The organism is Bradyrhizobium sp. Leo78, from assembly GCF_059512425.1.
The window spans coordinates 1-23,374 of record NZ_JCAMOT010000054.1; the positions used below are offsets into that span (position 1 = coordinate 1).

Annotated in this window: 24 protein-coding genes; 17 read left to right on the forward strand and 7 right to left on the reverse strand. The window is 63.2% G+C overall.

The window, feature by feature from the left end:
* The coding region (locus AC5ZG1_RS38350; protein ID WP_496135995.1) for a carboxyl transferase domain-containing protein at positions 1-273 on the forward strand (273 nt) is incomplete at its 5' end.
* A 111-nt stretch (positions 274-384) separates the two neighbouring features.
* Positions 385-699, forward strand: coding sequence for a hypothetical protein (locus AC5ZG1_RS38355; RefSeq protein ID WP_456647235.1), 315 nt, complete (start codon positions 385-387; stop codon positions 697-699).
* Between the two features lie 14 nt (positions 700-713).
* On the opposite strand, the gene AC5ZG1_RS38360 is transcribed toward AC5ZG1_RS38355, so the two are convergent.
* Positions 714-1,175, reverse strand: a complete 462-nt coding sequence (locus tag AC5ZG1_RS38360) for a VOC family protein (RefSeq protein ID WP_456647234.1) — start codon at positions 1,173-1,175, stop codon at positions 714-716.
* Positions 1,176-1,563: 388 nt separating this feature from the next.
* Between AC5ZG1_RS38360 and AC5ZG1_RS38365 the strand changes: the two genes are divergently transcribed.
* Complete coding sequence (locus AC5ZG1_RS38365; RefSeq protein WP_456647233.1) at positions 1,564-1,737, forward strand: hypothetical protein; 174 nt, start codon at positions 1,564-1,566, stop codon at positions 1,735-1,737.
* A 275-nt stretch (positions 1,738-2,012) separates the two neighbouring features.
* Here AC5ZG1_RS38365 and AC5ZG1_RS38370 read toward each other — a convergent pair whose 3' ends face one another.
* Both AC5ZG1_RS38370 and AC5ZG1_RS38375 read right to left on the reverse strand, forming a co-directional pair.
* Positions 2,013-2,237, reverse strand: coding sequence for a GCG_CRPN prefix-to-repeats domain-containing protein (locus tag AC5ZG1_RS38370; RefSeq protein WP_080663701.1), 225 nt, complete (start codon positions 2,235-2,237; stop codon positions 2,013-2,015).
* Between the two features lie 244 nt (positions 2,238-2,481).
* Positions 2,482-3,177 (reverse strand): ArsR/SmtB family transcription factor, encoded by a 696-nt coding sequence (locus AC5ZG1_RS38375; protein ID WP_028164064.1) that lies wholly within the window; start codon positions 3,175-3,177, stop codon positions 2,482-2,484.
* A gap of 179 nt (positions 3,178-3,356) precedes the next feature.
* Between AC5ZG1_RS38375 and AC5ZG1_RS38380 the strand changes: the two genes are divergently transcribed.
* The 3 genes from AC5ZG1_RS38380 to AC5ZG1_RS38390 are packed head-to-tail and all read left to right on the forward strand — an operon-like array spanning position 3,357 to position 4,896.
* Positions 3,357-3,665: an NIPSNAP family protein gene (locus AC5ZG1_RS38380; protein WP_496135996.1), complete on the forward strand. Its 309-nt coding sequence runs from the start codon at positions 3,357-3,359 to the stop codon at positions 3,663-3,665.
* A gap of 31 nt (positions 3,666-3,696) precedes the next feature.
* A complete protein-coding gene (locus tag AC5ZG1_RS38385) occupies positions 3,697-4,047 on the forward strand; it encodes an antibiotic biosynthesis monooxygenase family protein (protein WP_496135997.1) in 351 nt (116 codons plus the stop codon).
* Positions 4,048-4,080: 33 nt separating this feature from the next.
* On the forward strand, positions 4,081-4,896 hold the full coding sequence (locus AC5ZG1_RS38390) for an isocitrate lyase/PEP mutase family protein (RefSeq protein WP_496135998.1): 816 nt from the start codon (positions 4,081-4,083) through the stop codon (positions 4,894-4,896).
* A gap of 65 nt (positions 4,897-4,961) precedes the next feature.
* Here AC5ZG1_RS38390 and AC5ZG1_RS38395 read toward each other — a convergent pair whose 3' ends face one another.
* Positions 4,962-5,369: a hypothetical protein gene (locus tag AC5ZG1_RS38395; RefSeq protein WP_496135999.1), complete on the reverse strand. Its 408-nt coding sequence runs from the start codon at positions 5,367-5,369 to the stop codon at positions 4,962-4,964.
* A gap of 387 nt (positions 5,370-5,756) precedes the next feature.
* Here AC5ZG1_RS38395 and AC5ZG1_RS38400 point away from each other — a divergent pair, with 387 nt between their 5' ends.
* The 7 genes from AC5ZG1_RS38400 to AC5ZG1_RS38430 all read left to right on the forward strand — a co-directional run bounded on the left by AC5ZG1_RS38400 (position 5,757) and on the right by AC5ZG1_RS38430 (position 15,157).
* A complete protein-coding gene (locus AC5ZG1_RS38400) occupies positions 5,757-9,248 on the forward strand; it encodes an indolepyruvate ferredoxin oxidoreductase family protein (RefSeq protein ID WP_496136000.1) in 3,492 nt (1,163 codons plus the stop codon).
* Between the two features lie 246 nt (positions 9,249-9,494).
* Positions 9,495-10,652: a thiolase family protein gene (locus AC5ZG1_RS38405; protein ID WP_130230346.1), complete on the forward strand. Its 1,158-nt coding sequence runs from the start codon at positions 9,495-9,497 to the stop codon at positions 10,650-10,652.
* The gene (locus AC5ZG1_RS38410) at positions 10,652-11,041 is read left to right on the forward strand and encodes a Zn-ribbon domain-containing OB-fold protein (protein WP_028164057.1); all 390 of its coding nucleotides are present in this window, start codon (positions 10,652-10,654) and stop codon (positions 11,039-11,041) included. The genes AC5ZG1_RS38405 and AC5ZG1_RS38410 overlap by 1 nt, the downstream gene beginning before the upstream one ends.
* A 199-nt stretch (positions 11,042-11,240) precedes the next feature.
* The gene (locus tag AC5ZG1_RS38415) at positions 11,241-12,101 is read left to right on the forward strand and encodes a MaoC family dehydratase (protein ID WP_496136001.1); all 861 of its coding nucleotides are present in this window, start codon (positions 11,241-11,243) and stop codon (positions 12,099-12,101) included.
* A 183-nt stretch (positions 12,102-12,284) separates the two neighbouring features.
* A complete protein-coding gene (locus AC5ZG1_RS38420; protein WP_496136002.1) occupies positions 12,285-13,163 on the forward strand; it encodes an SDR family oxidoreductase in 879 nt (292 codons plus the stop codon).
* A 106-nt stretch (positions 13,164-13,269) separates the two neighbouring features.
* Positions 13,270-14,226, forward strand: a complete 957-nt coding sequence (locus tag AC5ZG1_RS38425) for a dihydrodipicolinate synthase family protein (protein ID WP_496136003.1) — start codon at positions 13,270-13,272, stop codon at positions 14,224-14,226.
* 130 nt (positions 14,227-14,356) lie between these two features.
* Complete coding sequence (locus AC5ZG1_RS38430) at positions 14,357-15,157, forward strand: NUDIX hydrolase (protein WP_496136004.1); 801 nt, start codon at positions 14,357-14,359, stop codon at positions 15,155-15,157.
* Between the two features lie 121 nt (positions 15,158-15,278).
* On the opposite strand, the gene AC5ZG1_RS38435 is transcribed toward AC5ZG1_RS38430, so the two are convergent.
* Complete coding sequence (locus tag AC5ZG1_RS38435; protein ID WP_496136005.1) at positions 15,279-16,646, reverse strand: hypothetical protein; 1,368 nt, start codon at positions 16,644-16,646, stop codon at positions 15,279-15,281.
* Positions 16,647-17,213: 567 nt separating this feature from the next.
* Here AC5ZG1_RS38435 and AC5ZG1_RS38440 point away from each other — a divergent pair.
* Positions 17,214-19,895, forward strand: a complete 2,682-nt coding sequence (locus AC5ZG1_RS38440; protein ID WP_130228664.1) for a PAS domain S-box protein — start codon at positions 17,214-17,216, stop codon at positions 19,893-19,895.
* A 203-nt stretch (positions 19,896-20,098) separates the two neighbouring features.
* Here AC5ZG1_RS38440 and AC5ZG1_RS38445 read toward each other — a convergent pair whose 3' ends face one another.
* On the reverse strand, positions 20,099-20,449 hold the full coding sequence (locus AC5ZG1_RS38445; protein ID WP_028164051.1) for a GrlR family regulatory protein: 351 nt from the start codon (positions 20,447-20,449) through the stop codon (positions 20,099-20,101).
* A gap of 365 nt (positions 20,450-20,814) precedes the next feature.
* On the opposite strand from AC5ZG1_RS38445, the gene AC5ZG1_RS38450 reads away from it, so the two are divergent.
* Positions 20,815-21,153: a hypothetical protein gene (locus tag AC5ZG1_RS38450; RefSeq protein WP_245474950.1), complete on the forward strand. Its 339-nt coding sequence runs from the start codon at positions 20,815-20,817 to the stop codon at positions 21,151-21,153.
* Between the two features lie 150 nt (positions 21,154-21,303).
* Here the strand turns inward: AC5ZG1_RS38450 and AC5ZG1_RS38455 are convergent, their stop codons facing one another.
* Positions 21,304-21,690 carry a VOC family protein gene (locus AC5ZG1_RS38455; RefSeq protein ID WP_496136006.1) on the reverse strand — a complete coding sequence of 129 codons (387 nt, stop codon included), beginning with the start codon at positions 21,688-21,690 and terminating at the stop codon, positions 21,304-21,306.
* 339 nt (positions 21,691-22,029) lie between these two features.
* Here AC5ZG1_RS38455 and AC5ZG1_RS38460 point away from each other — a divergent pair, with 339 nt between their 5' ends.
* Positions 22,030-22,626, forward strand: coding sequence for a hypothetical protein (locus AC5ZG1_RS38460; protein ID WP_496136007.1), 597 nt, complete (start codon positions 22,030-22,032; stop codon positions 22,624-22,626).
* Positions 22,627-22,870: 244 nt separating this feature from the next.
* Positions 22,871-23,368 (forward strand): hypothetical protein, encoded by a 498-nt coding sequence (locus AC5ZG1_RS38465; RefSeq protein WP_028164048.1) that lies wholly within the window; start codon positions 22,871-22,873, stop codon positions 23,366-23,368.
* Positions 23,369-23,374: the final 6 nt, after the last annotated feature.

Here is a 23,374-nt window from a genome sequence, read left to right on the forward strand (position 1 = left end):
GCCTGGCCGACCGCGCAGATCGCGGTGATGGGCGCCAAGGGCGCGGTCGAGATCATCTTCCGCTCCGACATCGGCGACCCCGACAAGATCGCCGCGCGCACCAAGGAATACGAAGACCGCTTCCTGTCGCCGTTCATCGCCGCCGAGCGCGGCTACATCGACGACGTCATCATGCCGCATTCGACCCGGCGCCGGATCGCGCGGGCGCTGGCGATGCTCAAGGACAAGAAAGTCGAGATCCCCGTGAAGAAGCACGACAATCTGCCGTTGTGATGATGCCGTAGGGCGGATTAGCGTCAGCGTAATCCGCCATCTATGCTCGCGGTTATGTTGCGGTGGATTACGCTGATGCTAATCCGCCCTACAAAATGTACGGAGGATCACATGCCCACTGCGTTTTTCATCGTCCGTGCCACCGTCTCCGACCCCGCGAAACGCGCTGCCTTCGACGCCTGGTATTCGCGCGCGCATTTGCCGGATGCGCTGAAATCGTTCCGGGCGCAGAAGGCGTGGCGGCACTGGAGCGCGACCGATCCGTCGCAGCATCTGGCGACCTATCAGTTTGCCGACCAGGCCTCGCTAGAGCGTGCGGTTGGTGGCGAGGAGATGAAGCGGCTGATTGCCGACTTCAACCGCGATTGGCCTGACGTCACGCGGACGCGTGAGGTGCTGGTGTTGGCGGAGGAGATTGCGGCCTGATCGCCGCGTCGCGCCTACGCCGCCTTGCCCTGGTTCTTGAACATCTCCGCCGCGCGCTTCTTCAGTTCGTCGGGTGCGACGTCCTCGATGTGTGTGCCGAAGAACCAGCTATTGCCGGCGACATCCTTCACGCCCCCGGTGCGGTCGCCGTAGAATTGGTCCGCCGGCTCCATGATCGAGGTCGCGCCGGCCTCGATGGCGCAGCGGTAGGCGGTGTCGACGTCGGGCACGTAGAGATAGAGCATGGCGGGCATGGCCTTGGCGTGCTCGCAGGCATCGGCAATCATCACCATGGAATCGCCGATCCTGAGCGTCGCGTGCATGATCGTGCCATCGGGCCGCAGGGTCGGCTCGTGGTGCTTTCGGGCACCCAGCGCCTGCTCCAGGAAGCTGATGATCTTCTCGGCACCCTCCACGATAAGATAAGGCGTCACGGTGTGAAACCCGTCTGGAGTCGGTCGCGCCTTTGCCGCCATGGCGTTCTCCTTCGGAATTGGAGCTGACCCGGTTAACGCCGAGCGTCCATTTTGGTCGCATCGTGCCGGCAAAAAAAGATCGTGGCGAGTCCGCGGATGCAGAGGCGCGCGCGATTGCCGCGGCGCTTTTTGTCGCGCCCAGCGCACGCGCAAAGTTCAGCGGGCATTCATCTCACGGCGGCAACACTGTTCGAGCATCACATGCTGAGCAAGAAAAGGACAATGTTCATGGAACGCCGCCACTTTTTGAAGATTGCATTGGGCGCTGCCGCAGGTGTGGCAACCTTTGCTGCAACCGCGCAAGCCGCGCCGATGATGCCACTAAGCGAAGACGCGCGGCGGCCTTCCAGCCCGGATGCCCATCCTGCGGTTTCCACCGGCGATGAAGTTGAAAAGCTCAAGCCCGAACAGGTGCAATGGCATGGCGGTCACGGGCATCGCGGTCATGGGCATGGAGGTCATGGACATCGTCGCCACTGGCATCCTCACCGGGGCTGGCGCCATCGCCATCGCCACTGGCACCGTCGGCACTGGCGTCGCTGGTGAGGCCAATCTAGTCTAGCAGGCCCACTAATCGAAAAAGGGCAGGGACCGCGAGCCGCAGTCCCTGCCCACTATTGTTTGGCCGCTAGAGTTTAGCGCGCTCTGCTCGGCCATCTGATTGGCCGAGCTTTGTTCGACTAGAGCTTCGGTTCTGATGGAATCAGATCCGAAGCTCTAGATTCCAGTTTTGACGCGTTTTCTGCGCAGATAAGTCTACGCAATCTGCGTAAACTTGATTGCTATGCGAACCGGAGTCCACTTCGCTCGAAAACGCTCTACGCTTTAACGACAAGTTTAGAAAGGCCGGCAACGGCCATGGCGCCAAATGAAGCCGCGGGGGCAGACGCGAGGCGCCACCACCATTCTCGGTGCAGGCCGCACGTAGACGGCGCGGTTGGGTCGGCAACCGCCATACGGACCACGGTGAAAGCCGGGGCCGCAACCGCCCGCCGCGTTTGCGGAGCTGAAGCTCGCGACCATGCCAGCCGCAACGACAGCCGCCGCCAGAACATACTTCATTCTTTTTCTCCCATTGAGTTCTCGCCGCACTCGAATGCGACAGTGATTCGCCGCGCTGGAGTGTCGCAGACGCCGCATCACTTGTCGCGGAGCATAGTTTCCAGGGCTGAATGCGATGTGAACGGAGCGGTTACTTCTTACCGTGGAGCAAAGAAACCTGCTACCAAGTTAGCGTTCTGCAGCATTTGCCGGTGCAAATGACGAAGCAATGACGGCGCCAGTTCTTCGCTGCGCTCGCGTGCCGCTATTCGCCAGTCCCGAATAGCGCAGCAAATCGCTTTTCGCCGTTCCGCGAAAAATTCACCACGCGGCTGCCCGGCGTCGTGTCGCGCGCCGCCCATTTCAACTCGGTGAAGCGCTCCATGATCGCAGCGCCCAGCGTGCCCGCCAGATGATGCCGCCGCTCGCTCCAGTCGAGGCACGCCTTGCATACGGGGCGGCGAGGATGGAGTAGCGCGTCGGCGTCGATCTGCAGCGCCTTCGCGATGAAGCGCTTGCCTTCGCCGGTCAGCTCCATCGCGTCCTTGCTCTGCCGGATCAGCCGCTGCTTCTTCATGCTGTCGAGCATCTGAACGCCGAGGTCGCCCGCGAGGTGATCGTAGCAGATCCGCGCGCGGCGGAGCGCGGGGTCCTTCGGCCCGGTGCGCACGCGCATGTGACCGGCGCGCGCGGCAAGCCCCGCAAGCCCCTCCAGCACGCCTGCGACGTCGGTGCCGGTGAGGCGGTAATAGCGGTGGCGGCCCTGCTTTTCCGGCTCGATCAGCCCGCCGGTTTCGAGCTTTGAGAGATGCGAGCTCGCGGTCTGCGGCGTAATGCCAGCTTCCTGCGCAAGCTCGCTCGCGGTAAGTGCCCGGCCGCTCAACAGCGCGGTGAGCATGTTGGCGCGCGCGGGGTCGCCGACCAGCGACGCGACCATGGCGATGTCAGGACCAGCTTTCATACTTCGATCTTAGCCGAAGCATTAGCGTCGAGCAAGGCGTTATCATTCGCGCAACCTGATCGAAGTGTCGCACCGGTGCGAGGTGTCGCACCGGTGGCGACGAGGCGGTCCATCATTCCGCGTGCGCGGACGGATGCTTCCGCCTTCGCCCGCAACGACGCAAGCTGTGGGAGCAACCCATGACCATCACCGCGTTCATCCGCTACCAGCTCGATCCCTTCAAACGCGCGCAGTTCGAGGAATATTCCAGGCGCTGGCTCACCATCATTCCCAAATGCGGGGGCGATCTGATCGGCTACTTCATGCCGCATGAGGGCACCAACAACATCGCCTTTGCGCTGATCTCGTTCGAAAGCCTTGCCGCCTACGAGGCCTATCGCGCACGGCTGCGCGAGGACGCCGAAGGCATGACCAATTTCAACTTCGCCGAGGAAGAGAAATTCATCCTGGCCGAAGAGCGGACTTTTTTGCGGCCGGTTACGTTGTAGACTGTCGCCTTCCGGAACGAGGGAGGTGCCGATGATTGCCGTGATCTTCGAGGTCTGGCCGAAGCCCGAACTTCGGCAGCAATATTTCGATCTTGCCGCCGAGTTGCGGCCGATCTTGGAGAGCATTGACGGCTTCATTTCCGTGGAGCGCTTCGAGAGCCTGACCGAGAAGGGGAAGTTCCTGTCGATATCGTTCTTCCGCAATGAAGCCGCCGTCGAGGCCTGGCGCAATGTGGTGGAACATCGCAGGTCTCAGGCGAAGGGCCGCGCGGTCATATTTGAGGACTACCGGATCCGGATCGCCAGTGTGATCCGCGACTACGGCATGAACGATCGCGCGCAGGCGCCCAGGGACAGCCGTGCCGTTCATGAGCCGCCCTAGCTCGCAATACCAATCATCGAAAGGAGAGCAAACATGCCGGTCACGATTGCCGAGAAGCGCGCTGCGTTCAGGAAGCTGCATGAGAGCGGCTGCTTCATCCTGCCCAACCCCTTTGACGTCGGCAGCGCCCGCGCACTGCAGCAACTCGGCTTCAAGGCGCTCGCCTCTACCAGCGCCGGCTTTGCCTGGACCATCGGCAAGGCCGACAACCGCGTCACGGTCGATGATGTCGTGGGCCATCTGACGGCGCTCTGCGCCGCCGTCGATCTGCCCGTCAACGCCGATTTCGAAGGCGGCTTTGCCGTAGAGCCGGACAACGTTGCAACCAACGTTGCCCGCGGCGTCAGGACAGGGGTTGCGGGACTCTCGATCGAGGACTCGACCGGCGATGCGGCAAAGCCGCTGTACGACTCCAGCCTGGCGGTCGAACGCATCAAGGCCGCGCGCAAGGCGATCGACGCCGAGGATAGCGGCGTCCTGCTCACCGGCCGCTGCGAAGCCTTCCTGTGGGGACGGAACGATCTCAATCTCGTCATTGAGCGGCTGCAAGCCTATTCCGCCGCCGGCGCCGATTGCCTCTATGCGCCCGGCATCAAGACGAGGGACGAGATCGCGGCGGTCGTGAAGGCGGTGCATCCCAAGCCCGTCAATCTCCTGATCGGCGCCTCCGGCCTATCGCTGCGGGAAGCGACCGATCTCGGCGTGCGCCGCATCAGCGTCGGCGGCTCGCTGGCGCGCAACGCCTGGGCCGGCTTCATGAAAGCCGCACGCGAGATAGCGGAGCAGGGAACCTTCACCGAACTCGCCCACGGCTATCCCGGCGGCGAGCTCAACAAGATGTTCAAGTAGCGGTTCTCACAAGAAACACGGCGGGCAGATCATGCCCGCCGTGCCTGCGAGAGTGTCGATACCTCTTACTTATTGCTGTCCGGTTTGGCCGAACGGTCGATCTCCTGGCCGGTCGGATTCGACTGCGGTGGTGTCGGGCGGTTGGTCGCCGCGCCCGTCGTCGTGCCGGGTTCGGTGTTGGCCTTCGGCGTGGTCGATGGAGATGCGGGGTTGGCCGGCTGGTTCTGCGCGCTCTGCGATGGCGGCGTCGTGCCGGCATTGTTAACGGACGTGTTGTTCAGGCCATAGAACACTGCGCCAAGCACCACCGCGATCGCAATCGCGAACATCGCGATCTTCGCACCACTGGCCGGGCGCTCGGCAAGCTCCGGATCCGGCTGCAACTCATTGTCCAGATTGTTGAGACGCGCCTGATGGCGGACCTCGTCCTCGGTCATATTGCTGCGGTCAGGGTCATTCGGTTGGTATGCCATTGGGGTTCCTCCGTTAGCCTAAGTTACAACTCGCGAGCGCTCCCTGACGTTCCCGGTCCCTGTGTGCTGCACGTCTTCGTCGAAGAAGAATGCACTGCACAAAAACACTTGAGCGAGAATCGCGCCGGCCGTTTGACGCCATGCCTGCATCCGCCCACCTGCTGTCGGCCTTCCGGGCACCTTACGGCGTTTCGCGCAACACCCCTCCGGCGCACGAAGCGAAAACAAACCCGGTCATTCCAGGCACGAAATTGCGAACTTCGAAAGCGAGCTGTTTCAGCACAGAATTGTGCTGCGCGGCCTTTGAAAACCGACATAGACTGGTTCTAAGGCGCTTGGATGACTAGCTAAAATCAGTCGCTGCGACCAAGGATTACGAGGGCTTAGATGGGAATCAACCAAGGTCCGATCAGTCTCGACCAGAAATATACTCAGGGCACCGGCCATATCTTTCTGACCGGCATCCAGGCCCTGGTCCGTCTGCCGATGGCGCAGATCCGCCGCGACCGTGCAGCCGGCCTCAACACCGCGGGCTTCATCTCCGGCTATCGCGGCTCGCCGCTTGGCGGTTACGACCAGCAGCTCTTTGCGGCGAAGCACCATCTTGAGCAGTACAACATCAAGTTCCAGCCTGGCGTGAACGAGGACTTGGCTGCCACGGCGGTCTGGGGCTCGCAGCAGCTCCACCTATCGCCCGGCGCCAACTACGACGGCGTGGTTGGCATCTGGTACGGCAAGGGCCCAGGCGTCGACCGTTGCGGCGACGTGTTCCGCCACGGCAATGCGGCGGGCTCCGCCAAGCATGGCGGCGTGCTGTGTCTGGCCGGCGACGACCATGGCGCCAAATCCTCCACTGTGCCGCACCAGTCCGACCACGCCTTCATCTCGGCGCTGATGCCCTATCTCTATCCGTCCAGCATCCACGAGATGATCGAGATGGGTCTGCTCGGCATCGCGATGTCGCGCTACTCCGGCTGCTGGGTCGGCATGAAGGTGATCACCGAGACGGTCGAGACCACGGCCGAGATCGACCTCAGCGACGAGATGACGCCGTTCGTGATCCCGACCGATTTCGAGCTGCCGCCGGGCGGGTTGAACATCCGCTGGCCCGACGACCGCTTCGAGCAGGACCGGCGCCTGCAGGACTACAAGGGCTATGCGGCGATCGCTTTTGCCCGCGCCAACAAGGTCAACCGCATCACCATGGATTCGCCGAACGCGCGCTACGGCATCATGGCCTCAGGCAAGAGCTACGAGGATATCCGCCAGGCGCTGCGCGAACTCGGCATCACGGAGGAGATCGCCGCCAAGATCGGCATCCGCCTCTACAAGATCGGCATGCCTTGGCCGCTGGAGCCGGAAGGCGTGCGCAACTTTGCCGTCGGCCTCGAGGAGATCTTCATCGTCGAGGAACGGCGCGAGATCGTCGAGAACCAGGTCAAGCAGGAACTCTTCAACTGGCGCGACGACGTCCGCCCGCGCATCGTCGGCAAGATGGACGAGCACGAGAAGCGCTTCCTTACTTTCGCTGCCGAGCTCAGCGTCGCCTCGCTCGCGAGCTCGCTGACCGAGCGCCTGCTTCGGCTCAATCTCAACCCTGAGATCGCCGAGATGCTGCGCGCCAAGGCCGATTGGTTCAACGGCCGCCAGGCGACGCAAATGCAGGCGACATCCCCGATCGCCCGCGTCCCGTATTTCTGCTCGGGCTGCCCGCACAACACCTCGACCAAAGTGCCGGAAGGCAGCCGCGCGATGGCCGGCATCGGCTGCCACTTCATGGCGCTGTGGATGAACCGCAACACCGAGACCTTCACCCATATGGGCGGGGAGGGCGTGCCGTGGGTCGGCATCGCGCCGTTCACCAACGAGAACCACATCTTCGCCAATCTCGGCGACGGCACCTATTTCCATTCCGGCATTCTGGCGATCCGGCAGGCGGTCGCTTCCAAGGCCAACATCACCTACAAGATCCTCTACAACGACGCGGTCGCGATGACCGGCGGCCAGCGTCACGACGGCGATCTGTCGCCGCAGCAGATCACCTTCCAGCTCCACGCCGAAGGCATCCGCGAGATCTACCTCGTCTCTGAAAATCCCGACGCCTATCCGGCCAGCACCATCGCGCCCGGCGTGAAGCTCGCCCATCGCGATGAGCTTGAGAACGTCATGAAGGCGTGCCGCGAGTTCAAGGGCACGTCCGCGATCGTATTCGTGCAGACCTGCGCCGCCGAGAAGCGCCGCCGCCGCAAGCGCGGCCTGATGGAGGATCCGCAGCGCCGCGTGCTGATCAACCCGGCCGTCTGCGAGGGCTGCGGCGACTGCTCGGTGCAGTCGAACTGCATCTCGGTCGAGCCGCTGGAGACCGAGTTCGGCCGCAAGCGCACCATCAACCAGTCGACCTGCAACAAGGACTATTCGTGCGTGAAGGGCTTTTGCCCGTCCTTCGTCACCGTCGATGGCGGCAAGCTGCGCCGGCGCGCGCCGCCGGATCTCGGCGCCATCGGTGACCTGCCTGAGCCGCCGACGCGGCCGTCGCTGGAGCGTCCGTATAATATCGCGGTCGGCGGTGTCGGCGGTACCGGCGTGCTCACGATCGGCGCGCTGCTCGGCATGGCCGCGCATATCGAAGGCAAGGCCAGCATGATCCTGGACATGTCGGGCCTCGCGCAGAAGGGCGGCGCGGTGCTGAGCCACGTCCGGCTATCAGATCACCCGGCCGACGTTACCTGTTCGCGCATCGTCACCGGCACCGCCGATCTCGTGCTGGCCGCGGACGAGGTGGTCGCGGCGTCCAAGGAGACGATCACGCTCTGCGAATCCGGCCGCACCGCCGGCATCATCAACAGCCATGTGATCCCGACCGCGGACTTCATCCTCAACCGCGACTTCAACTTCCAGGTTCGCAAGGTCAACTCGGTGCTGGAGAACGCACTGCGCCAGGACTCTGCGTTCTTCGATTTCACCAGGCCAGCCGAAGCCCTGCTTGGCGACAGCATCGCCACCAACATCATGATGATGGGCTACGCCTATCAGAAGGGCCTGTTGCCGCTGTCGGCGGCGTCGATCGAGCAGGCGATCGAGGTCAACGGCGTCTCGATCAAGATGAACAAGGAGGCCTTCCAGCTCGGCCGTCTTGCCGCCGCCGATCCGGTGCGGCTGGCCGCGATGATGAAGGACCAGGACGAGCCGGTCGCGCCGAAGACGCTGGATGCCATGACGCTGGACGAGATCATCGCCCACCGCAGCGCCCATCTCACGGCCTATCAGAGTGGCAGGTTGGCAAAACGCTATCGCAAGCTGGTCGATCAGGTGCGCGATGCCGCCACCAAGGGCAGCTATGGCGAAGCGCTGCCGCGGGCGGTTGCGATCAACTATGCCAAGCTGCTCGCCTACAAGGACGAGTACGAGGTGGCGCGGCTCTACACCGACGGCCGGTTCGAGCACCAGCTCCGCGAGCAGTTCGAGGGCGATTTCAAGTTCAGCTTCAATCTCGCGCCGCCGATCCTGAGCAGGGGCCTCGATGCTCAGGGCCGCCCGAAGAAGCGCGCCTTCGGTCCGTCGATGCTCAGCGTCTTCCGCGTGCTGGCCAAGCTGCGCTTCCTGCGCGGCACGCCGCTCGACCTCTTCGGCTATAGCGCCGATCGCAAGCTCGAGCGCGATTTGATCGCAGGCTACGAGAAGGACGTCGCGACCGTGCTCGGCCTGTTGTCGCCGGTCACGGTCGACACTGCTGTCGAGTTGCTCTCGCTGCCCGATCGCATCCGCGGTTACGGCCCGGTGAAGGAAAAGGCGGTGCAGGACGCAAAAGCCCGCTACGCCCAACTCGCCGCCGACCTCGCCAACCCGCCGCCAGCCCCGAGGCAAATGGCAGCGGAGTAGCGTCGGGCCACGGCGCCGCTGCTTCCTCCTCATGGTGAGGAGCGCGTAGCGCATCTCGAACCATGAGGCCCCACTGTCGCCCAGGCCCATCCTTCGAGACGGCCGCTTCGCGGTCTCCTCAGGATGAGGTCGGAGAGTGCGGCCACGACCGCTTCCCTCTCGCCGCACGGAATATTTCCGCGCTTGCCAAGGCCTGCCTGACGGTCCAGAAAAACGCTCGCACCAGAAACGCCAGCGGAGAACGAGTTGACCATCAAAGGCAAGGCTTACATTGCCGGCATCTATGAGCATCCCACCCGGCATGCTCCCGATAAATCCACCGCGCAGCTCCATGCCGAGGTCGCCAAGGGCGCGATCGAGGATGCGGGGCTCACCAAGGACGATATCGACGGCTATTTCCTCGCCGGCGATGCGCCCGGCGGGCTCTGGCCGATGGTCGATTATCTCGGCTTCAACACCAAGAAGTTGCGGCACGTCGATTCCACCGAGACCGGCGGCTGTTCCTACCTGATCCACCTGGGTCACGCAGCCGAAGCGATTGCTGCCGGCAAATGCTCGATCGCGCTGGTGACGCTCGCCGGCAAGCCGCGCACCGGCGTGATGCCGCCGCGCGCCGCCGGAGCCGAGGCCGATTTCGAATCCGCCTACGGGGCTACCACGCATAACGCCTACGGCATGTGTGCCATGCGCCATATGCACGATTACGGCACCACCAGCGAGCAGCTCGCCTGGATCAAGGTCGCCGCATCCCATCACGCGCAATACAACCCGCACGCGATGCTGAAGGAGGTCGTCACAGTTGAGGACGTCCTGAACTCACCGATGATTTCAGATCCGCTGCACCGCATGGACTGCTGCGTCGTCACCGACGGCGGCGGCGCGATGATCGTCACCACGGAGGAGATCGCCAAGAGCCTGAAGAAGCCGCTGGTGCGCCTGATCGGCCATGGCGAAGCGATGAAGGGCCCGCGCGGCGGCAAGGATCTCGATCTGACGTATTCCGCCGGCGTGTGGTCCGGTCCGCGCGCCTTCGAGGAAGCGGGCGTGACGCCGAAGGATATCAAATACGCCTCGATCTACGACAGCTTCACCATCACCGTGCTGATGCAACTCGAAGACCTCGGCTTCTGCAAGAAAGGCGAGGGCGGCAAGTTCGTCGCCGACGGCAACCTGATTTCCGGCGTCGGCAAATTGCCGTTCAACACCGATGGCGGCGGGCTCTGCAGCAACCATCCCGTCAACCGCGGCGGCATGACCAAGATCCTCGAGGCCGTCCGGCAACTCCGCGGCGAAGCGCATCCGAAGGTGCAGGTGCCCAATTGCGATCTGGCGATCGCCCATGGCACCGGCGGCCTGCTCGGCGTCCGCCACGCCGCCTCGACCTGCATTCTGGAGCGCGTGTGATGACTGAAGCGAAGAAATACAATGCGCCGGTGACCAACCCGGAAACCGCGCCGTTCTGGGAAGCGGCCAAGCAGGGCAAGTTCCTGATCAAGCGCTGCACCGCCTGCGGCGAGCCGCATTACTTTCCGCGGTCGATCTGCCCATTCTGCTTCTCCGACAAGACGGTGTGGGAAGAGAGCTCGGGCGAGGCCACCGTCTATACCTACAGCCTGATGCGGAAGTCGCCCACCGGCCCGTACGCGATCGCCTATGTCACGCTGAAGGAAGGCCCGTCGCTGCAGACAAATATCGTCGACTGCGACCTGGACAAGATCAGGATCGGCCAGAAGGTGAAGGTGGTGTGGAAGCCGACCGATGGCGCGCCACTGCCGTTCTTCACGGCGGCCTAGCCTTAACCTTCTCCCCTTGTGGGAGAAGGTGGCGCGCATGCAATGCGCGCCGGATGAGGGGTTCTCTCCGCGAGTTCGGTGCTTGTGGAGGCGACCCCTCACCCGAACGAGTTTGAGGCCGGCCGCGGAGCTGCCCTCTCCCACAAGGGGAGAGGGCGCTGTAACGGGTGCCGGTGAAGAATCCGGGAGGAGTGAAAAAATGCCGATCAACTACGAGCAACTCATGGCCCTGAAAAATCTCGGCCAGAAGTACAGCTACGGCGATCGCGAGGTGATGCTCTACGCCTATGGCATCGGCATGGGCGCCGATCCCATGGACGAGCGCGAACTCGCTTTCGTCAATGAAGCGACGCTGACGCCGCGTCCGCTGAAGGTGGTGCCGACCTTCGCGTCCGTTGCGGCCTGGGGTGCCGGCCCCGGTGAGATGAACCTCAACCGCGTGCTGGTGGTCGATGGCGAGCGCGACATCAGCTTCCACAAGCCGCTCGCAACGGCCGCAAACATCACCGCTGATTCCAGCGTGCTCGACGTGTTCGACAAGGGCAAGGACAAGGGCGCGGTGATCCGCCACCAGACCATCCTGAGGGATGAGAAGGGCGAGAAGCTCGTCACGCTGGTCGCCTCGCGCTTCGCCCGCGGCGACGGCGGCTTTGGCGGACCGTCCGAGGGCCAGCCCGAGCCGCACAAGGTGCCCGAGCGCGGGCCCGACCGGACCGTCGACATCGCAACGCGCCCGGACCAGGCGCTGATCTACCGCCTCTGCGGCGACCGCAACCCGCTGCATTCCGATCCGGAGTTCGCGAAGAAAGCGGGCTTCCCGCGGCCGATCCTGCACGGCATGTGCACCTACGGCATCACCTGCCGCGGCGTGCTGCAAACCTACGCCGATTACGATCCGTCCGCCTTCAAGCAGCACGTCGCGCGCTTCTCTTCGCCGGTCTATCCCGGCGAGACCGTGACGATCGATCTCTGGAAGGACGGCAACGTGATCTCGTTCGAGGCCAAGGTGAAATCGCGCGGCGTCACCGTGATCCGCAACGGCAAGACGGTGCTGGGCTAGTCGGCCGTGGTTGAGGCGCTCTGAGTTATCTCGTCATGCCCAGGCAAAAGCGCGAAGCGCGTCTTCGCGCTAGATGTCCCGGGCATCCACGTTCTTTGTTGCAAATGGCGCCTAAGTCGTGGATGGCCGGGACGAGCCCGGCCATGACGGAGAGGAAGAAAAAACAAAACGGGAGAAGCAACCATGGGATTACTCGACGGCAAGGTGGCGCTGATCACCGGCGCGGGCGGCGGGCTCGGTGAGGCCTACGCAAGACTATTCGCACGCGAGGGCGCGGCGGTGGTGGTCAACGATCTCGGCGGCCCGCGCGATGGCTCGGGCGCCGACAAGTCGATGGCGCAGCAGGTGGTGGATGCGATCAAGGCCGAGGGCGGCCGCGCGGTCGCCAATGGCGCCGACATCTCCACCCTGGAAGGCGGCCAGTCGGTGTTCGACGATGCCATCAAGCATTTCGGCCGCGCCGACATCCTCGTCAACAACGCCGGCATCCTGCGCGACCAGACCTTTGCCAAGTCGAGCGAGGCGGACTGGGACAAGGTGATCAAGGTGCATCTGAAAGGCACCTTCTGCTGCACGCTGCCGGTTTTCCGCTGGATGCGCGAGAACGGTGGCGGCGTCATCGTCAACACCTCCTCGACCTCGGGGCTGATCGGCAATTTCGGCCAGAGCAACTATGGCGCGGCCAAGGGCGGCATCTGGGGTTTTTCCAACGTGCTCGCGATCGAGGGCCGCAAATACAACATCCGGGTCTGGACGCTGGCGCCGGGCGCCTTGACGCGCATGACAGCAGACCTGCCCCGCTATAAAGAAAACCCCGGCGCCGCGCTTGGCCCGGACGGCATTGCGCCGGCCGTGCTATACATGGTCAGCGATTTGTCGGGCGACCAGACCGGCAAGGTGCTCGGCGTCTCCGGCCCGCGCGGGGTGCGGGAGATGCGTATGATGGAAATGGAAGGCTGGAAGCCGCCGTTCACAGGCTGGAAAGCCGAGGATATCGTCGCCCATGCCAAAGAGATCTTCTTCTCCGAGGAGCAGATCAAGATGGGTGCGCGGCGGTTTTGAGTTACACAGTCGTTCCGGGGCGCGCGTAGCGCGAACCCGGAACCTCGAGATTCCGGGTCTGGTCCTTCGGACGATCCCGGAATGACGAAAGAGGATAGAGGCACGAATGACAAAGCTCACCGCCCAAGCCGCCGGCACGTTCGCTATCGCGCCGACGCCGTTCCATGACGACGGCCGCATCGACGAGCGTTCGATCGACCGGCTCAGCGACTTCTACACCGAGGTCGGCTGCGACGGCGTCACGGTGCTCGGCATCCTGGGCGAGGCGCCGAAGCTGGATGCAGCCGAGGCCGAGCAGGTCGCACTTCGCTTCATCAAGCGCGCCAAGGATCTGCAGGTGATCGTCGGCGTCTCCGCGCCGGGCTTCGCCTCGATGCGTTCGCTGGCCAAGGCATCGATGGATGCCGGCGCCGCCGGCGTCATGATCGCGCCGCCGCCGCACCTGCGCACCGACGACCAGATCATCGGCTACTTCAAGCAGGCGCAGGAAGCGATCGGCGACGACATTCCCTGGGTGCTGCAGGATTACCCGCTGACGCTCACGGTGGTGTTCACGCCCGCGGTGATCCGCAAGATCGTGACGGACTGCCCATCGTGCGTGATGCTCAAGCATGAGGATTGGCCGGGCCTCGAGAAGATCACTACGCTGCGCAATTTCCAGAAGGACGGCTCGCTGCGGCCGCTGTCCATCCTGGTCGGCAATGGCGGCCTGTTTCTGGACTTCGAGATGGAGCGCGGCGCCGACGGCGCGATGACCGGCTACGCATTCCCCGAGCTCCTGATCGACGTGGTCAAGCTCTCAAAGGCCGGCAAACGCGACGCCGCGCATGATCTGTTCGACGCCCATCTGCCGCTGATCCGCTACGAGCAGCAGCCGGGCGTCGGGCTCACCGTGCGCAAATATGTGCTGCAGAAGCGCGGCATCATCGCCTCCAGCGCGCAGCGCAAGCCGGGCGCCGTCATCACGCCGCAGGCGAGGGCGGAGGTCGATTACCTCCTGTCGCGCGTGGCCCGCGTCGACCGCCGCGCCAACCTGCAGCCGCAGTCCAGCGCCGCAGGCTGAATTCTTACACCTCATGGTGAGGAGGCGCACAGCGGCGTCTCGAACCATGAGGCCCGGATGTTTCCACATCATCCTTCGAGACGCGGCCGATGGCCGCTCCTCAGGATGAGGTCCTGAGGAGTGAGCCGCCATGGCCGAGATCGTCACGCCGCGCCCTGCCTCCACCATCCTGCTGCTGCGGGATGCCGCCGCGCGGCGCGAAATCGAAATCTTCATGATGGTGCGCCATTATGAGATCGATTTCTCCTCCGGCGCGCTGGTGTTTCCCGGCGGCAGTGTCGACAAGGGCGACAAGGAGATCATCGCCAACCACGCGCTCTATTCCGGCGGCGAGGGGCTCGACGAGAGCGCGCTCAGCTTCCGCATTGGCGCGATCCGCGAGACGTTCGAGGAGAGCGGCATCCTGCTGGCGCGGCCGAAGGGATCGAGCGAGCTGGTGGATGCCGGACGGGCCCACGAGATCGAGCTCGCGCATCGGAGCCGGCTCTGCGAAGGAAAGACCAGCTTCCTGAACGTGCTGGCCGAGACCGGCATGGTGCTGGCGCTGGACGAACTCGTGCCTTACGCGCACTGGATCACGCCGGAAGGCATGTCCAAGCGGTTCGACACCTGGTTCTTCCTTGCCGCAGCGCCCCCGGAGCAGCTCGGCGCCCATGACGGCAGGGAATCCACAGATTCGATCTGGGTTTCCCCTCGGGAGGCGCTGGAGGGCGGGGAGAGTGGCCGCTTCAAGCTGCCGTTCCCGACCACCCGCAACCTGATCAGGCTCGGCAAGCAGGCCAGCGTCGGAGAGGCGCTGCAGGACAGCCGCGGCAAATCCATCGTCACGGTGACGCCTATCATGACCAAGACCGCCACCGGCCGCCAGCTCCGTATCCCGCTCGAGGCCGGCTATGACGGCGAGGTCTTCGAGGTCGGCGCCGCCGGCTAGAGCATGATCCGGAAAAGTGGAAACCGGTTTTCCGAAAAAGATCATGCTCAACAAAGAGATTAGATCATGATCCGATTTCATGATCTAATCGCCAGCGGCGCGCCTGCTCAGCCCGGACGGACTATGTGGGCCTCTTAATGGAGAAGTCTCCGCAGACGTAATTCCAGTTCGTCAGCACCTTGTTGATCCATGCCCGGTCCGAAGAAACGATCAATCCAGTGATGTTTTTCGAGTCCGCGCCGAACATGGGCTTCATTGCGAGCACGTTTTCAAACGATACGGTGGTGTCATCATTCTTGGCCTTGAAGACAAGAAAAATAGATGACGCTCCGTCGATGAACAGTCCTGTCGTGTCTTTCGTTTCTTCGTAACAGCCGAAACGGATGTATCGTCGCTCGGGAGGAGGCTGAGTATTTTCGTCGGTGAGCTTATTGATAAAATCGAGACGTTTGTAAGAACCGTTGCCACCGGCGACCAGATCCGAGGTCTTGTCGACGACTGCAATATCTTCGGCAAGAAGATTGGTGAGATGGTCGGTCGCTTGCTTAGGGTGCGGATTGTTGCGTGCGTATTGGGCGAGAGAAGTGACGAGATCGTCGACCTTGGAAGCGATCACCCTGAATTTTGGCTGAATGCTGCTTCGATCGATGACTGGAAGAATTCCGTCAACGTCATGTTGGGTGAATTTTTGCTCGGCCTGAAAATCCTTCCAGACTAGACTGTCCTGATCTCTGCGGCTCGTAATTGCTGTCGCGTAATCGCGCGAAAGGCATTGCACCGTCTGGTCATTGTCGATGCCGGCCTTGCCGGCAAGCGCAATCATTCCATAGGCAATATCGAGGGTGGAGCGGAAACCGAGGTCCGAGATCCCAAGACGGGCAGCTCGGCAGCTTTGCTCGAGCTTGGTTGCGTCAATCTTGTCTGGCGCAGCCTTCACCTGAGCGCGAAGATCGTCGCGGAAGCTTGGATTTCTGTCCAGCACGATCGATTCGATTGATCGGATCGTCACGTTAATGGCAGCATAGTCGGTGACGTAGCGGTAGGTCCCGGTCCGCAAGACATCGACCGGTCTCGTCTGGGTACTTCCCGATTTCAGCGCGCCGAGCAACTTGCTGAAAGGGTCGGCCGCGGACTGCAAGTTGGTGATCTTCGAGGCGACCGCAGTCGGCAAGGCTTGCCCTGTGAAGAACGAGAACAGCGGCGATACGATGCCGAGCAGACCAGATACAAACTGGCCAATCGGGCCGCTGGCTGGATCGTCGCTTTCGTTCTTCACTGCGACCAAAGCGAGTTTCGAGCCTGGGACGAGGAAATCTTTCTTGCAGTCCCGATAATCGTACGACGTCCAGTCCTTGCTGCTCGCGCTATAGGCCTGAACAGCTCCGATCGCATCGCTCGGGAGCTTGTCCACGGCGGGAGTGCCTGTGCCGACAGATTTTGTAAGCAACACGAGAAGGCTGCGTGTCTTGCCGGTCCATGCGTTCGTCACGCCCTCAAGCGATCCCCCGCGTGGAGTGCATCGGACCTCGACGGCGTAAAGGCCGAGACTTTGAACCTTCGAATTTCTCGATGGAGGCCTGCTCCAATCAACTTGATCTTCCCAAGCGGCACTGACAGGCGTGGCGACGGTAAGAAAACTCAAGAACGATAGCAACTTCGCAAAACGATGCCCCATAAAATCCCCCACTATCAAAGATTGCACGACTAGCAGGCGCAATAGTTGGATGCAAGCTGCCGCCCTGACCAACGATCGTTTCGTCTGTTCTGTCGTTTGGTCTACGCGTGGTCTGGATGGCAATGTAAGGTTGTGTCGTGCGCCGATGGAGGCGCTGTGTTCGCTTTCGCGGCGGCCCGTCTCCCCGGCACAAGGCCTCCGCCTTCCAGGCTGCGCCGTTGAAGGGCGGTATCCTGTGGCCAGCTTTCTCAACGTGCCTATCGATGGGCCCCCGCGAGGCCACTGGAGGGGCGCAAAGCCCGCTTTGGGGTTCGGGCCCGATTTCCACGGAGCCGAATTACGTCGTATATTGGGGTCGATTTCAGCCTGGCCCCCCTTCGCATGACCTCCGAATTGCCGCCGAATCCGCCCCAGAAGCGACCGTTCGCGCTGTCGATCGGTCAGCTTACTTTCGGCAGCTTCCTCCTGGTGCTGGCGGTGATCATCATCACCTCGACCGCCAGCGTGATCGCGATCCGTCACATCGACGCCACGTTCGGCGAGCTGCAGCGGCTGCAGAGCGTCGGCGACCTGGCCGAGGATATCGATCGCAGGATGAACGAGCTGCGGCTTGCGGCACGCGACTTCGTCACTGATCCCGGGACGCAGACGATCCAGGTCGGCGAGGCCGCCAGCGCGCTCGGCGAGGCGCTGAAGAAGACCAGGATCGAGCTTGCCCCCGAGCAGCAGGACATGATCGACGGCGTGACCGAGCGCCTCGCCACCTACCGCGGCGGTATCGAGCGCATCTCGGCGCTGATCAACCGCCGCGCCGAGCTGATCATCGGTCTGCCGCCATTGCGCGAGGCCTTCGAAAAGGCGGTAGCCGAAACGTCCGATTCCGCGACTGCGTCCACCCTGCTGCAGGCCCAGGGCCGCATCGCCACCGCGCTGCTTGCCCACAACCCGTCCGCGGCCGAGCAGGCGGCGCAGAGCATGCGGTCGATGACCATCACCGAGCCGGCGCTGCGCACGGCCGTGAACAATTACGCCGACGCGGTCGTCGCAATATCGATCCGGGAACGCCAGATCGCCGATATCGACCGTGAGGTGCTGGGCACCGAGGGACGGCTGATCCAGCGCGTGACCGAGCTGTTGCGCGAACTCAGTTCGCGCCGCGGTCACGTCCTGTCGCGGGATTTCGCGCGCACGCTTACCGAGGCGAAATGGCAGAGCATCGTGCTTGGCTCGGCCGGCGTGCTGATCGGGATCTTCGCCGCGCTGCTCGTGGTCCGCCGCACCGTGCGGCCGCTCGCCTCAATCACCAAGTCGATCCGCGCGGTCGCAGCCGGCGAGAAGAGCGCGTCGATCCCGGCGACCGACGTCGACAACGAGATCGGCGAGATCGCCCGCGCCGCCGAGGTATTTCGGAAGACGCTGGTCGATGCGGATACCGCGCGCGAAGCAGCGGTGCGCGCGCTCGCCGAGCAGCGGCTTGCAGAAGAGAGCTATCGCAAGCTGTTCGAATCTTCCATCGACGGGATTTATGTGACGACGCCGGGCGGCGCGCTGCTCAATGCCAATCCGGCGCTGGCGTGGATGATGGGCTACGCCACGCCGCAGGACCTGATCAACGGCATCGACGACGTCGCCTCCAATGTCTATGTCGATCCGGCCGCGCGCACCGAATACCAGCGGCTGATGGACCGCGACGGCATGGTGCGCGACTACGAATATCAGGTCCGTTCCCGCAGCGGCGCGGTGCTGTGGCTGTCCGACAGCGCGAGCGCGGTGCGCGACGAGAAGGGCGAGGTGATCCGCTACGAAGGCACGGTGCGCGACATCACCGACCAGAAGCGGGCCGAAGACGCGATCGCCGAAGGCCGGCAGTTGCTGCAGATGGTGATCGACACCGTTCCGGCCGTGATCAACGTCAAGGATCGCAATCTGCGCTACGTCCTGATGAACCGCTACATGGCCGGCATTTTCGGCATCGAGGCGCACGAGGCGCTCGGCCATACCACCGGTGAGCTGATGGCACGCTATGGTGCTGCAAAGACCGACGAGAACGACAAACGGGTGTTGTCGGGGCGAACGGAGCTCGGCTTCTACGAGGAGGAGTACAAGGACGTCGCCGGCAACATGCGGCAATGGCTGGTCAACAAATTGCCGATCCTCGACATCAACGGCGAGATCGAGAACATCGTTACGGTGGCGCTCGACATCGGCGAGCGCAAGCGCAGCGAGCATGAGATGCGGAAAGCGCGCGACGCTGCGGAGGCGGCGCTACGCAATTTGCGCGAGACGCAGAACTCGCTGATCGAGGCGGAAAAGCTCGCGGCCCTCGGGCGGCTGGTCGCGGGCGTCGCGCATGAGGTCAACAATCCCGTCGGTATCAGCCTCACCGTCGCCTCCGCGCTCGAGCGCAAGGCGGCGACCTTTGCCGCGCAGGTCGAGCGCGGCGAGTTGCGGCGTTCGAGCCTGAACGATTTCCTTGCCACGACGAGCGATGCGTCCTCGCAGCTCGTCGCCAATCTCAACCGTGCCGCGGAGCTGATCCAGTCGTTCAAGCAGGTCGCCGCCGACCGTAATTATTCCGATCAGCGCAACTTTGACCTCGGCGACCTCACCGAGCAGGTGGTGATGAGTCTGAGGCCGGGCCTGCGCAAGCACAATCTGACGCTGAATGTCGATTGCCAGCCGAACCTGATCATGAATTCCTATCCCGGCCCTTATGGCCAGGTGCTCACCAATCTCTTCCTCAATTCGGTCGCGCACGCCTTTCCCGACGGCAAGCCGGGTATCGTCGACATCCAGGTTCGCGCTTCCGGCAGGGACAATGTCGAGGTCATCTTCTCCGACAATGGCTGCGGCATGTCGCTCGACGTGCGCCGCCGCGCCTTCGATCCGTTCTTCACGACGCGCCGTGACCAGGGCGGCACCGGCCTCGGGCTCCACATCGTCTACAGCATCGTCACCACGCGCTTAGGGGGCCGTCTCGATCTCGACTCCGAGCCCGGCGGCGGCACCCGCATCCAGATCATCCTGCCGCGCGTCGCGCCCGTGGAGCAGGCCGCAGAGTAATCAGCTTTGCAATGGAGGCGAACGCGCAGCTTGTGCTCCCTCTCCCGCTTGTGGGGGGCTGGGGTGGGGGGTGTCTCCACGAATCGCGCTGTTCGATCGTGGGGAGAGAGCCCCCACCCGGCGCTTCGCGCCGACCTTCCCCGCAAGCGGGAGAGGTGAAGTGAACCCGCAGTCAGATCGTCTCAATCTGATGGCGTGATGCGCTAATCGATATCCACGAGCTTGCGCAGCGTGGCGCCGAAGATCTGGCTGGCTTTGCCGACCAGCGCGGTTCCGCTCATCGTCGCCTGCGTGGCGGTGAAAGTTCCGGTGACGCCGATGCCGACCGGCGCAGGTCCGCCGAATAGCGGGTTGTCGCTGTCGCGCGGCGTGGTGTGTCGCTGCACCAGCACTTCGCCTTTGAAGGTGTTGCCTTTCACGGTGTAGGTGCCGGTGTAATAGAGATAGGCATCGCCGCCGACAATCTGGCCGTCGCGGAACACGATCACCCCGCTGCCCTTGCCGACGCGTCCGTCGAGCAGGGTGACGTGAATAGAATACAGGCCGTTTCTCATAGTGCCCCGCGGCCGGCCCCCTTCGCCCAAGGGCTGCCGGTTCAGAATTTATGCCAAAGCGGCATGGCCGGCGCAACGTGGCAGGTTGCCCATGCGTCGCTCGATGCCGTGCGAACCCGAAATGATTCCATTGGTGAACGACGTCTCGATGACGACGTTGTCGCTGACAGCGCTTGGCGAATCAACTTGGCCCGCGAAATGCATAACATTTGTCGGCACCGGCCGGTGGGTGCAGGAGCGAGAGACAGGTGACGAACTGGATCGATTCCGGCCGCATTTTCGCGCGCCTACGCGCAGAGCTCACAGGTTCCATCCGTGAAATTACGGACCATCGTCGAACGGTCCGCCTCAGAGTCCCACTCACATTGAGTCTTGTCGCGTTGTTGTCGGTCGCCGCCGTAAGTCTTGTGCATGCGCGCGATCCCGATGGCCGTTACGCCAATTCGCCGCTCAAGCAATGGTTCGACAGTTTGAGGAGCGGGAAGGGGCCGTGCTGCTCCGACGCTGACGGCACCGCGGTGAGCGACGTCGATTGGGAATCCAAGGACGGACATTATCGCGTGCGCATCGACGGCGAATGGATCGACGTGCCCGATGATGCCGTGATCACCGAGCCGAACCGCTACGGCCGCACGATGGTGTGGCCGATCCGCGGCTATCTCGGACTGCAGATCCGCTGCTTCATGCCCGGCAGCATGACCTGACTGCTAGAGCGTTTTCGAGCGAGGCATGCCCTCGGACTTGATCCGAGGGTGGACACCGGTTCGCGTGAAGAAAACGCGTCAAAACAAGAATCTGGAGCTTCGGTTCTGATTCAATCAGAACCGAAAATGCTCGACGCGCACGTCGCACGGTCAGGCATATTTCTTGTCGCGCTCCAGGAGCTCGATCGAGATGCCCTGCGGGCCGCGGATGAAGCAGATGCGCACGCCAGGACGGATCGTGGTCGGCTCCGTCGTGAACTCGACGCCCTTTGCCTTGATCTCGGCGGCGACCGCGTCGATGTCGTTCACCGCCAGTCCGAAATGGTCGAGGCCCTGATAGGGCGTCACCGGTGGCGCATTGACGCCGTCGCCCGGTGTGACCGGCGCGATGAACACCTTGGCGCCGCCGAGCTGCACGTCGATGCGACCGGGATTGCGGATGATCTCGGCGCCCAGCACGTCCCGGAGCCATGCCGCGGTTGCTTCGGGATCGGGGGTGCGCAGGTGGATATGGTCCCAGGTAACCTCTATCGGCATTTCATCTCCCATCTTGTTCGATGATTTGTTTGAGCATGATCTTCCCACGCAAATGCTGCGCGTTTGTCGCGAGGAAAACCGGTTTCCACATTCGGATCATGCTCTAACCGCGCGATCCGCTGGTGCGGCAATCTACCGGCTCGGAATCCACAAGGCCATCCTGTCGCAGGTACTGCCGCAATTTTGCCGGGAGAGCTTGGAACCGTAGTTTAGGCGGATGGTTAATTGACTGGCGGTGGTTTCCGTACAGCAGCGCGTCCCTTTCAAGCCGTGCGGTGATCCGCCGGAGCGGCTTTGCGTGCAGGCAGGAAGCGCTGTCACGCGGGTGAGGACATGGCCATGGGCATCGGCAGGTGGTCGTTTCGAGGCTTTGGCGCCAAGCTGGTTCTGCTCACCGTCCTCGCCATCGTCGGATCTGCCGGATGGCTGATGCTCCCCGATCCCAGCGATGCCAATAACAAATCAGTTGCCGCGGCGTCGCCGCCCTCGACTTCTCAGCAGGAGGTCGTTTGGCTCGATAAGGCGACTGCGCCGACCGAGCAGGCGGCTGCGCCAGTCGAGCAAGCGATCGCACCGGCGGAGGATGTCGTCGACGATGAGGCGCCGGCTGCCACCACCAACGAGCCCCTCACGGTCGAGCGGGCGCCGATCGATGGGCTGAAGATCTCTCGCCAGTTCTGGCGCCGCGGCGGCCTCGGCTCGAAAGCGCTGGTCTGGCTGACGCTGCGCAATGCCAACCACTATCCGGTCAAGGATATCGAGATCGCCTGCGCCTTTGCCCGCGCCGACGGCACGCATCTCACCGACCGCCGGCGCGTGATCAGCGACACCATCAACATGAAGAGCCGCAAGACCTACGCCGGCATTCTGGTCGGGTTCGTGAACATCAATGCAAATAAGGCAAAGTGTTCCCTGGTCACGGCAAGCCGAGCCTAGCGCTTCGGTTCTGATTGGATCAGAACCGAAGCGCTAGATTCTCGTTTTGACAGGTTTTCGTGACGCGAACCGGTGTCCACCCTCGGATCAAGTCCGAGGGCACGCCTCGCTCGAAATTGCTCTAGTTCAAGCGTCCCGAAAAAGTGAACGTTTCGGTTGAACCCGTAGCGTGTGGCCAGGAACTAACTCCCTATATCGCCATTAGGCGATTAAACCGCGTCATCGCGCGGGGGAGCTGTTTGTGATGTTGGTGACGCGTTATTTCCTTTATGTCGGCGGAGCCTTGCTCGCGGCCTTATACGCAGTCGACGCTCTGGTGCCGCAGGACGCCGCCACGGCAAGCCACAGCGCGCCCGGCATCGACAAGTCCACCGTCCGCATCCAGTCTGCCCAGAAGCTGCCGGAACGGGTGGTTTTCGACACCAGCCTCCCGACCATCGTGCCGCCGGCTCCCGCCACCCAGATGGCTGCCGCGCCGCTTCCGCCAGCACCCGGTGCCGAGTCGTCGGTTGCCCAGGCTCGCGAGCGCGAGACCTTCGCCCAATACGTACCGGCCGACGCCAAGAAGCACGAGCCGCAGGCGCCGAAGAGGCATAAGGTCGCCAGGGCGCGGGCCTACCAGCCGATGTACGCGGGTCAGCCGATGTATATGGGTCAGCAGCCGATGTTCATGGGCCAGCGGCCGATGCGGGTGGCGCAGCAGTCGCGCTTCGGCTTCTTCGGCGGCTGGGGCACCTGGTAACCGGAT

Bases quoted from the DNA above. Each gene is read 5' to 3' on its own strand.
- AC5ZG1_RS38355 (WP_456647235.1), top strand. From the start codon at position 385: ATGCCCACTGCGTTTTTCATCGTCCGTGCCACCGTCTCCGACCCCGCG.
- AC5ZG1_RS38360 (WP_456647234.1), bottom strand. From the start codon at position 1,175: ATGGCGGCAAAGGCGCGACCGACTCCAGACGGGTTTCACACCGTGACG.
- AC5ZG1_RS38370 (WP_080663701.1), bottom strand. From the start codon at position 2,237: ATGAAGTATGTTCTGGCGGCGGCTGTCGTTGCGGCTGGCATGGTCGCG.
- AC5ZG1_RS38375 (WP_028164064.1), bottom strand. From the start codon at position 3,177: ATGAAAGCTGGTCCTGACATCGCCATGGTCGCGTCGCTGGTCGGCGAC.
- AC5ZG1_RS38380 (WP_496135996.1), top strand. From the start codon at position 3,357: ATGACCATCACCGCGTTCATCCGCTACCAGCTCGATCCCTTCAAACGC.
- AC5ZG1_RS38385 (WP_496135997.1), top strand. From the start codon at position 3,697: ATGATTGCCGTGATCTTCGAGGTCTGGCCGAAGCCCGAACTTCGGCAG.
- AC5ZG1_RS38390 (WP_496135998.1), top strand. From the start codon at position 4,081: ATGCCGGTCACGATTGCCGAGAAGCGCGCTGCGTTCAGGAAGCTGCAT.
- AC5ZG1_RS38395 (WP_496135999.1), bottom strand. From the start codon at position 5,369: ATGGCATACCAACCGAATGACCCTGACCGCAGCAATATGACCGAGGAC.
- AC5ZG1_RS38400 (WP_496136000.1), top strand. From the start codon at position 5,757: ATGGGAATCAACCAAGGTCCGATCAGTCTCGACCAGAAATATACTCAG.
- AC5ZG1_RS38410 (WP_028164057.1), top strand. From the start codon at position 10,652: ATGACTGAAGCGAAGAAATACAATGCGCCGGTGACCAACCCGGAAACC.
- AC5ZG1_RS38415 (WP_496136001.1), top strand. From the start codon at position 11,241: ATGCCGATCAACTACGAGCAACTCATGGCCCTGAAAAATCTCGGCCAG.
- AC5ZG1_RS38420 (WP_496136002.1), top strand. From the start codon at position 12,285: ATGGGATTACTCGACGGCAAGGTGGCGCTGATCACCGGCGCGGGCGGC.
- AC5ZG1_RS38425 (WP_496136003.1), top strand. From the start codon at position 13,270: ATGACAAAGCTCACCGCCCAAGCCGCCGGCACGTTCGCTATCGCGCCG.
- AC5ZG1_RS38430 (WP_496136004.1), top strand. From the start codon at position 14,357: ATGGCCGAGATCGTCACGCCGCGCCCTGCCTCCACCATCCTGCTGCTG.
- AC5ZG1_RS38440 (WP_130228664.1), top strand. From the start codon at position 17,214: ATGACCTCCGAATTGCCGCCGAATCCGCCCCAGAAGCGACCGTTCGCG.
- AC5ZG1_RS38445 (WP_028164051.1), bottom strand. From the start codon at position 20,449: ATGAGAAACGGCCTGTATTCTATTCACGTCACCCTGCTCGACGGACGC.
- AC5ZG1_RS38455 (WP_496136006.1), bottom strand. From the start codon at position 21,690: ATGCCGATAGAGGTTACCTGGGACCATATCCACCTGCGCACCCCCGAT.
- AC5ZG1_RS38460 (WP_496136007.1), top strand. From the start codon at position 22,030: ATGGGCATCGGCAGGTGGTCGTTTCGAGGCTTTGGCGCCAAGCTGGTT.
- AC5ZG1_RS38465 (WP_028164048.1), top strand. From the start codon at position 22,871: ATGTTGGTGACGCGTTATTTCCTTTATGTCGGCGGAGCCTTGCTCGCG.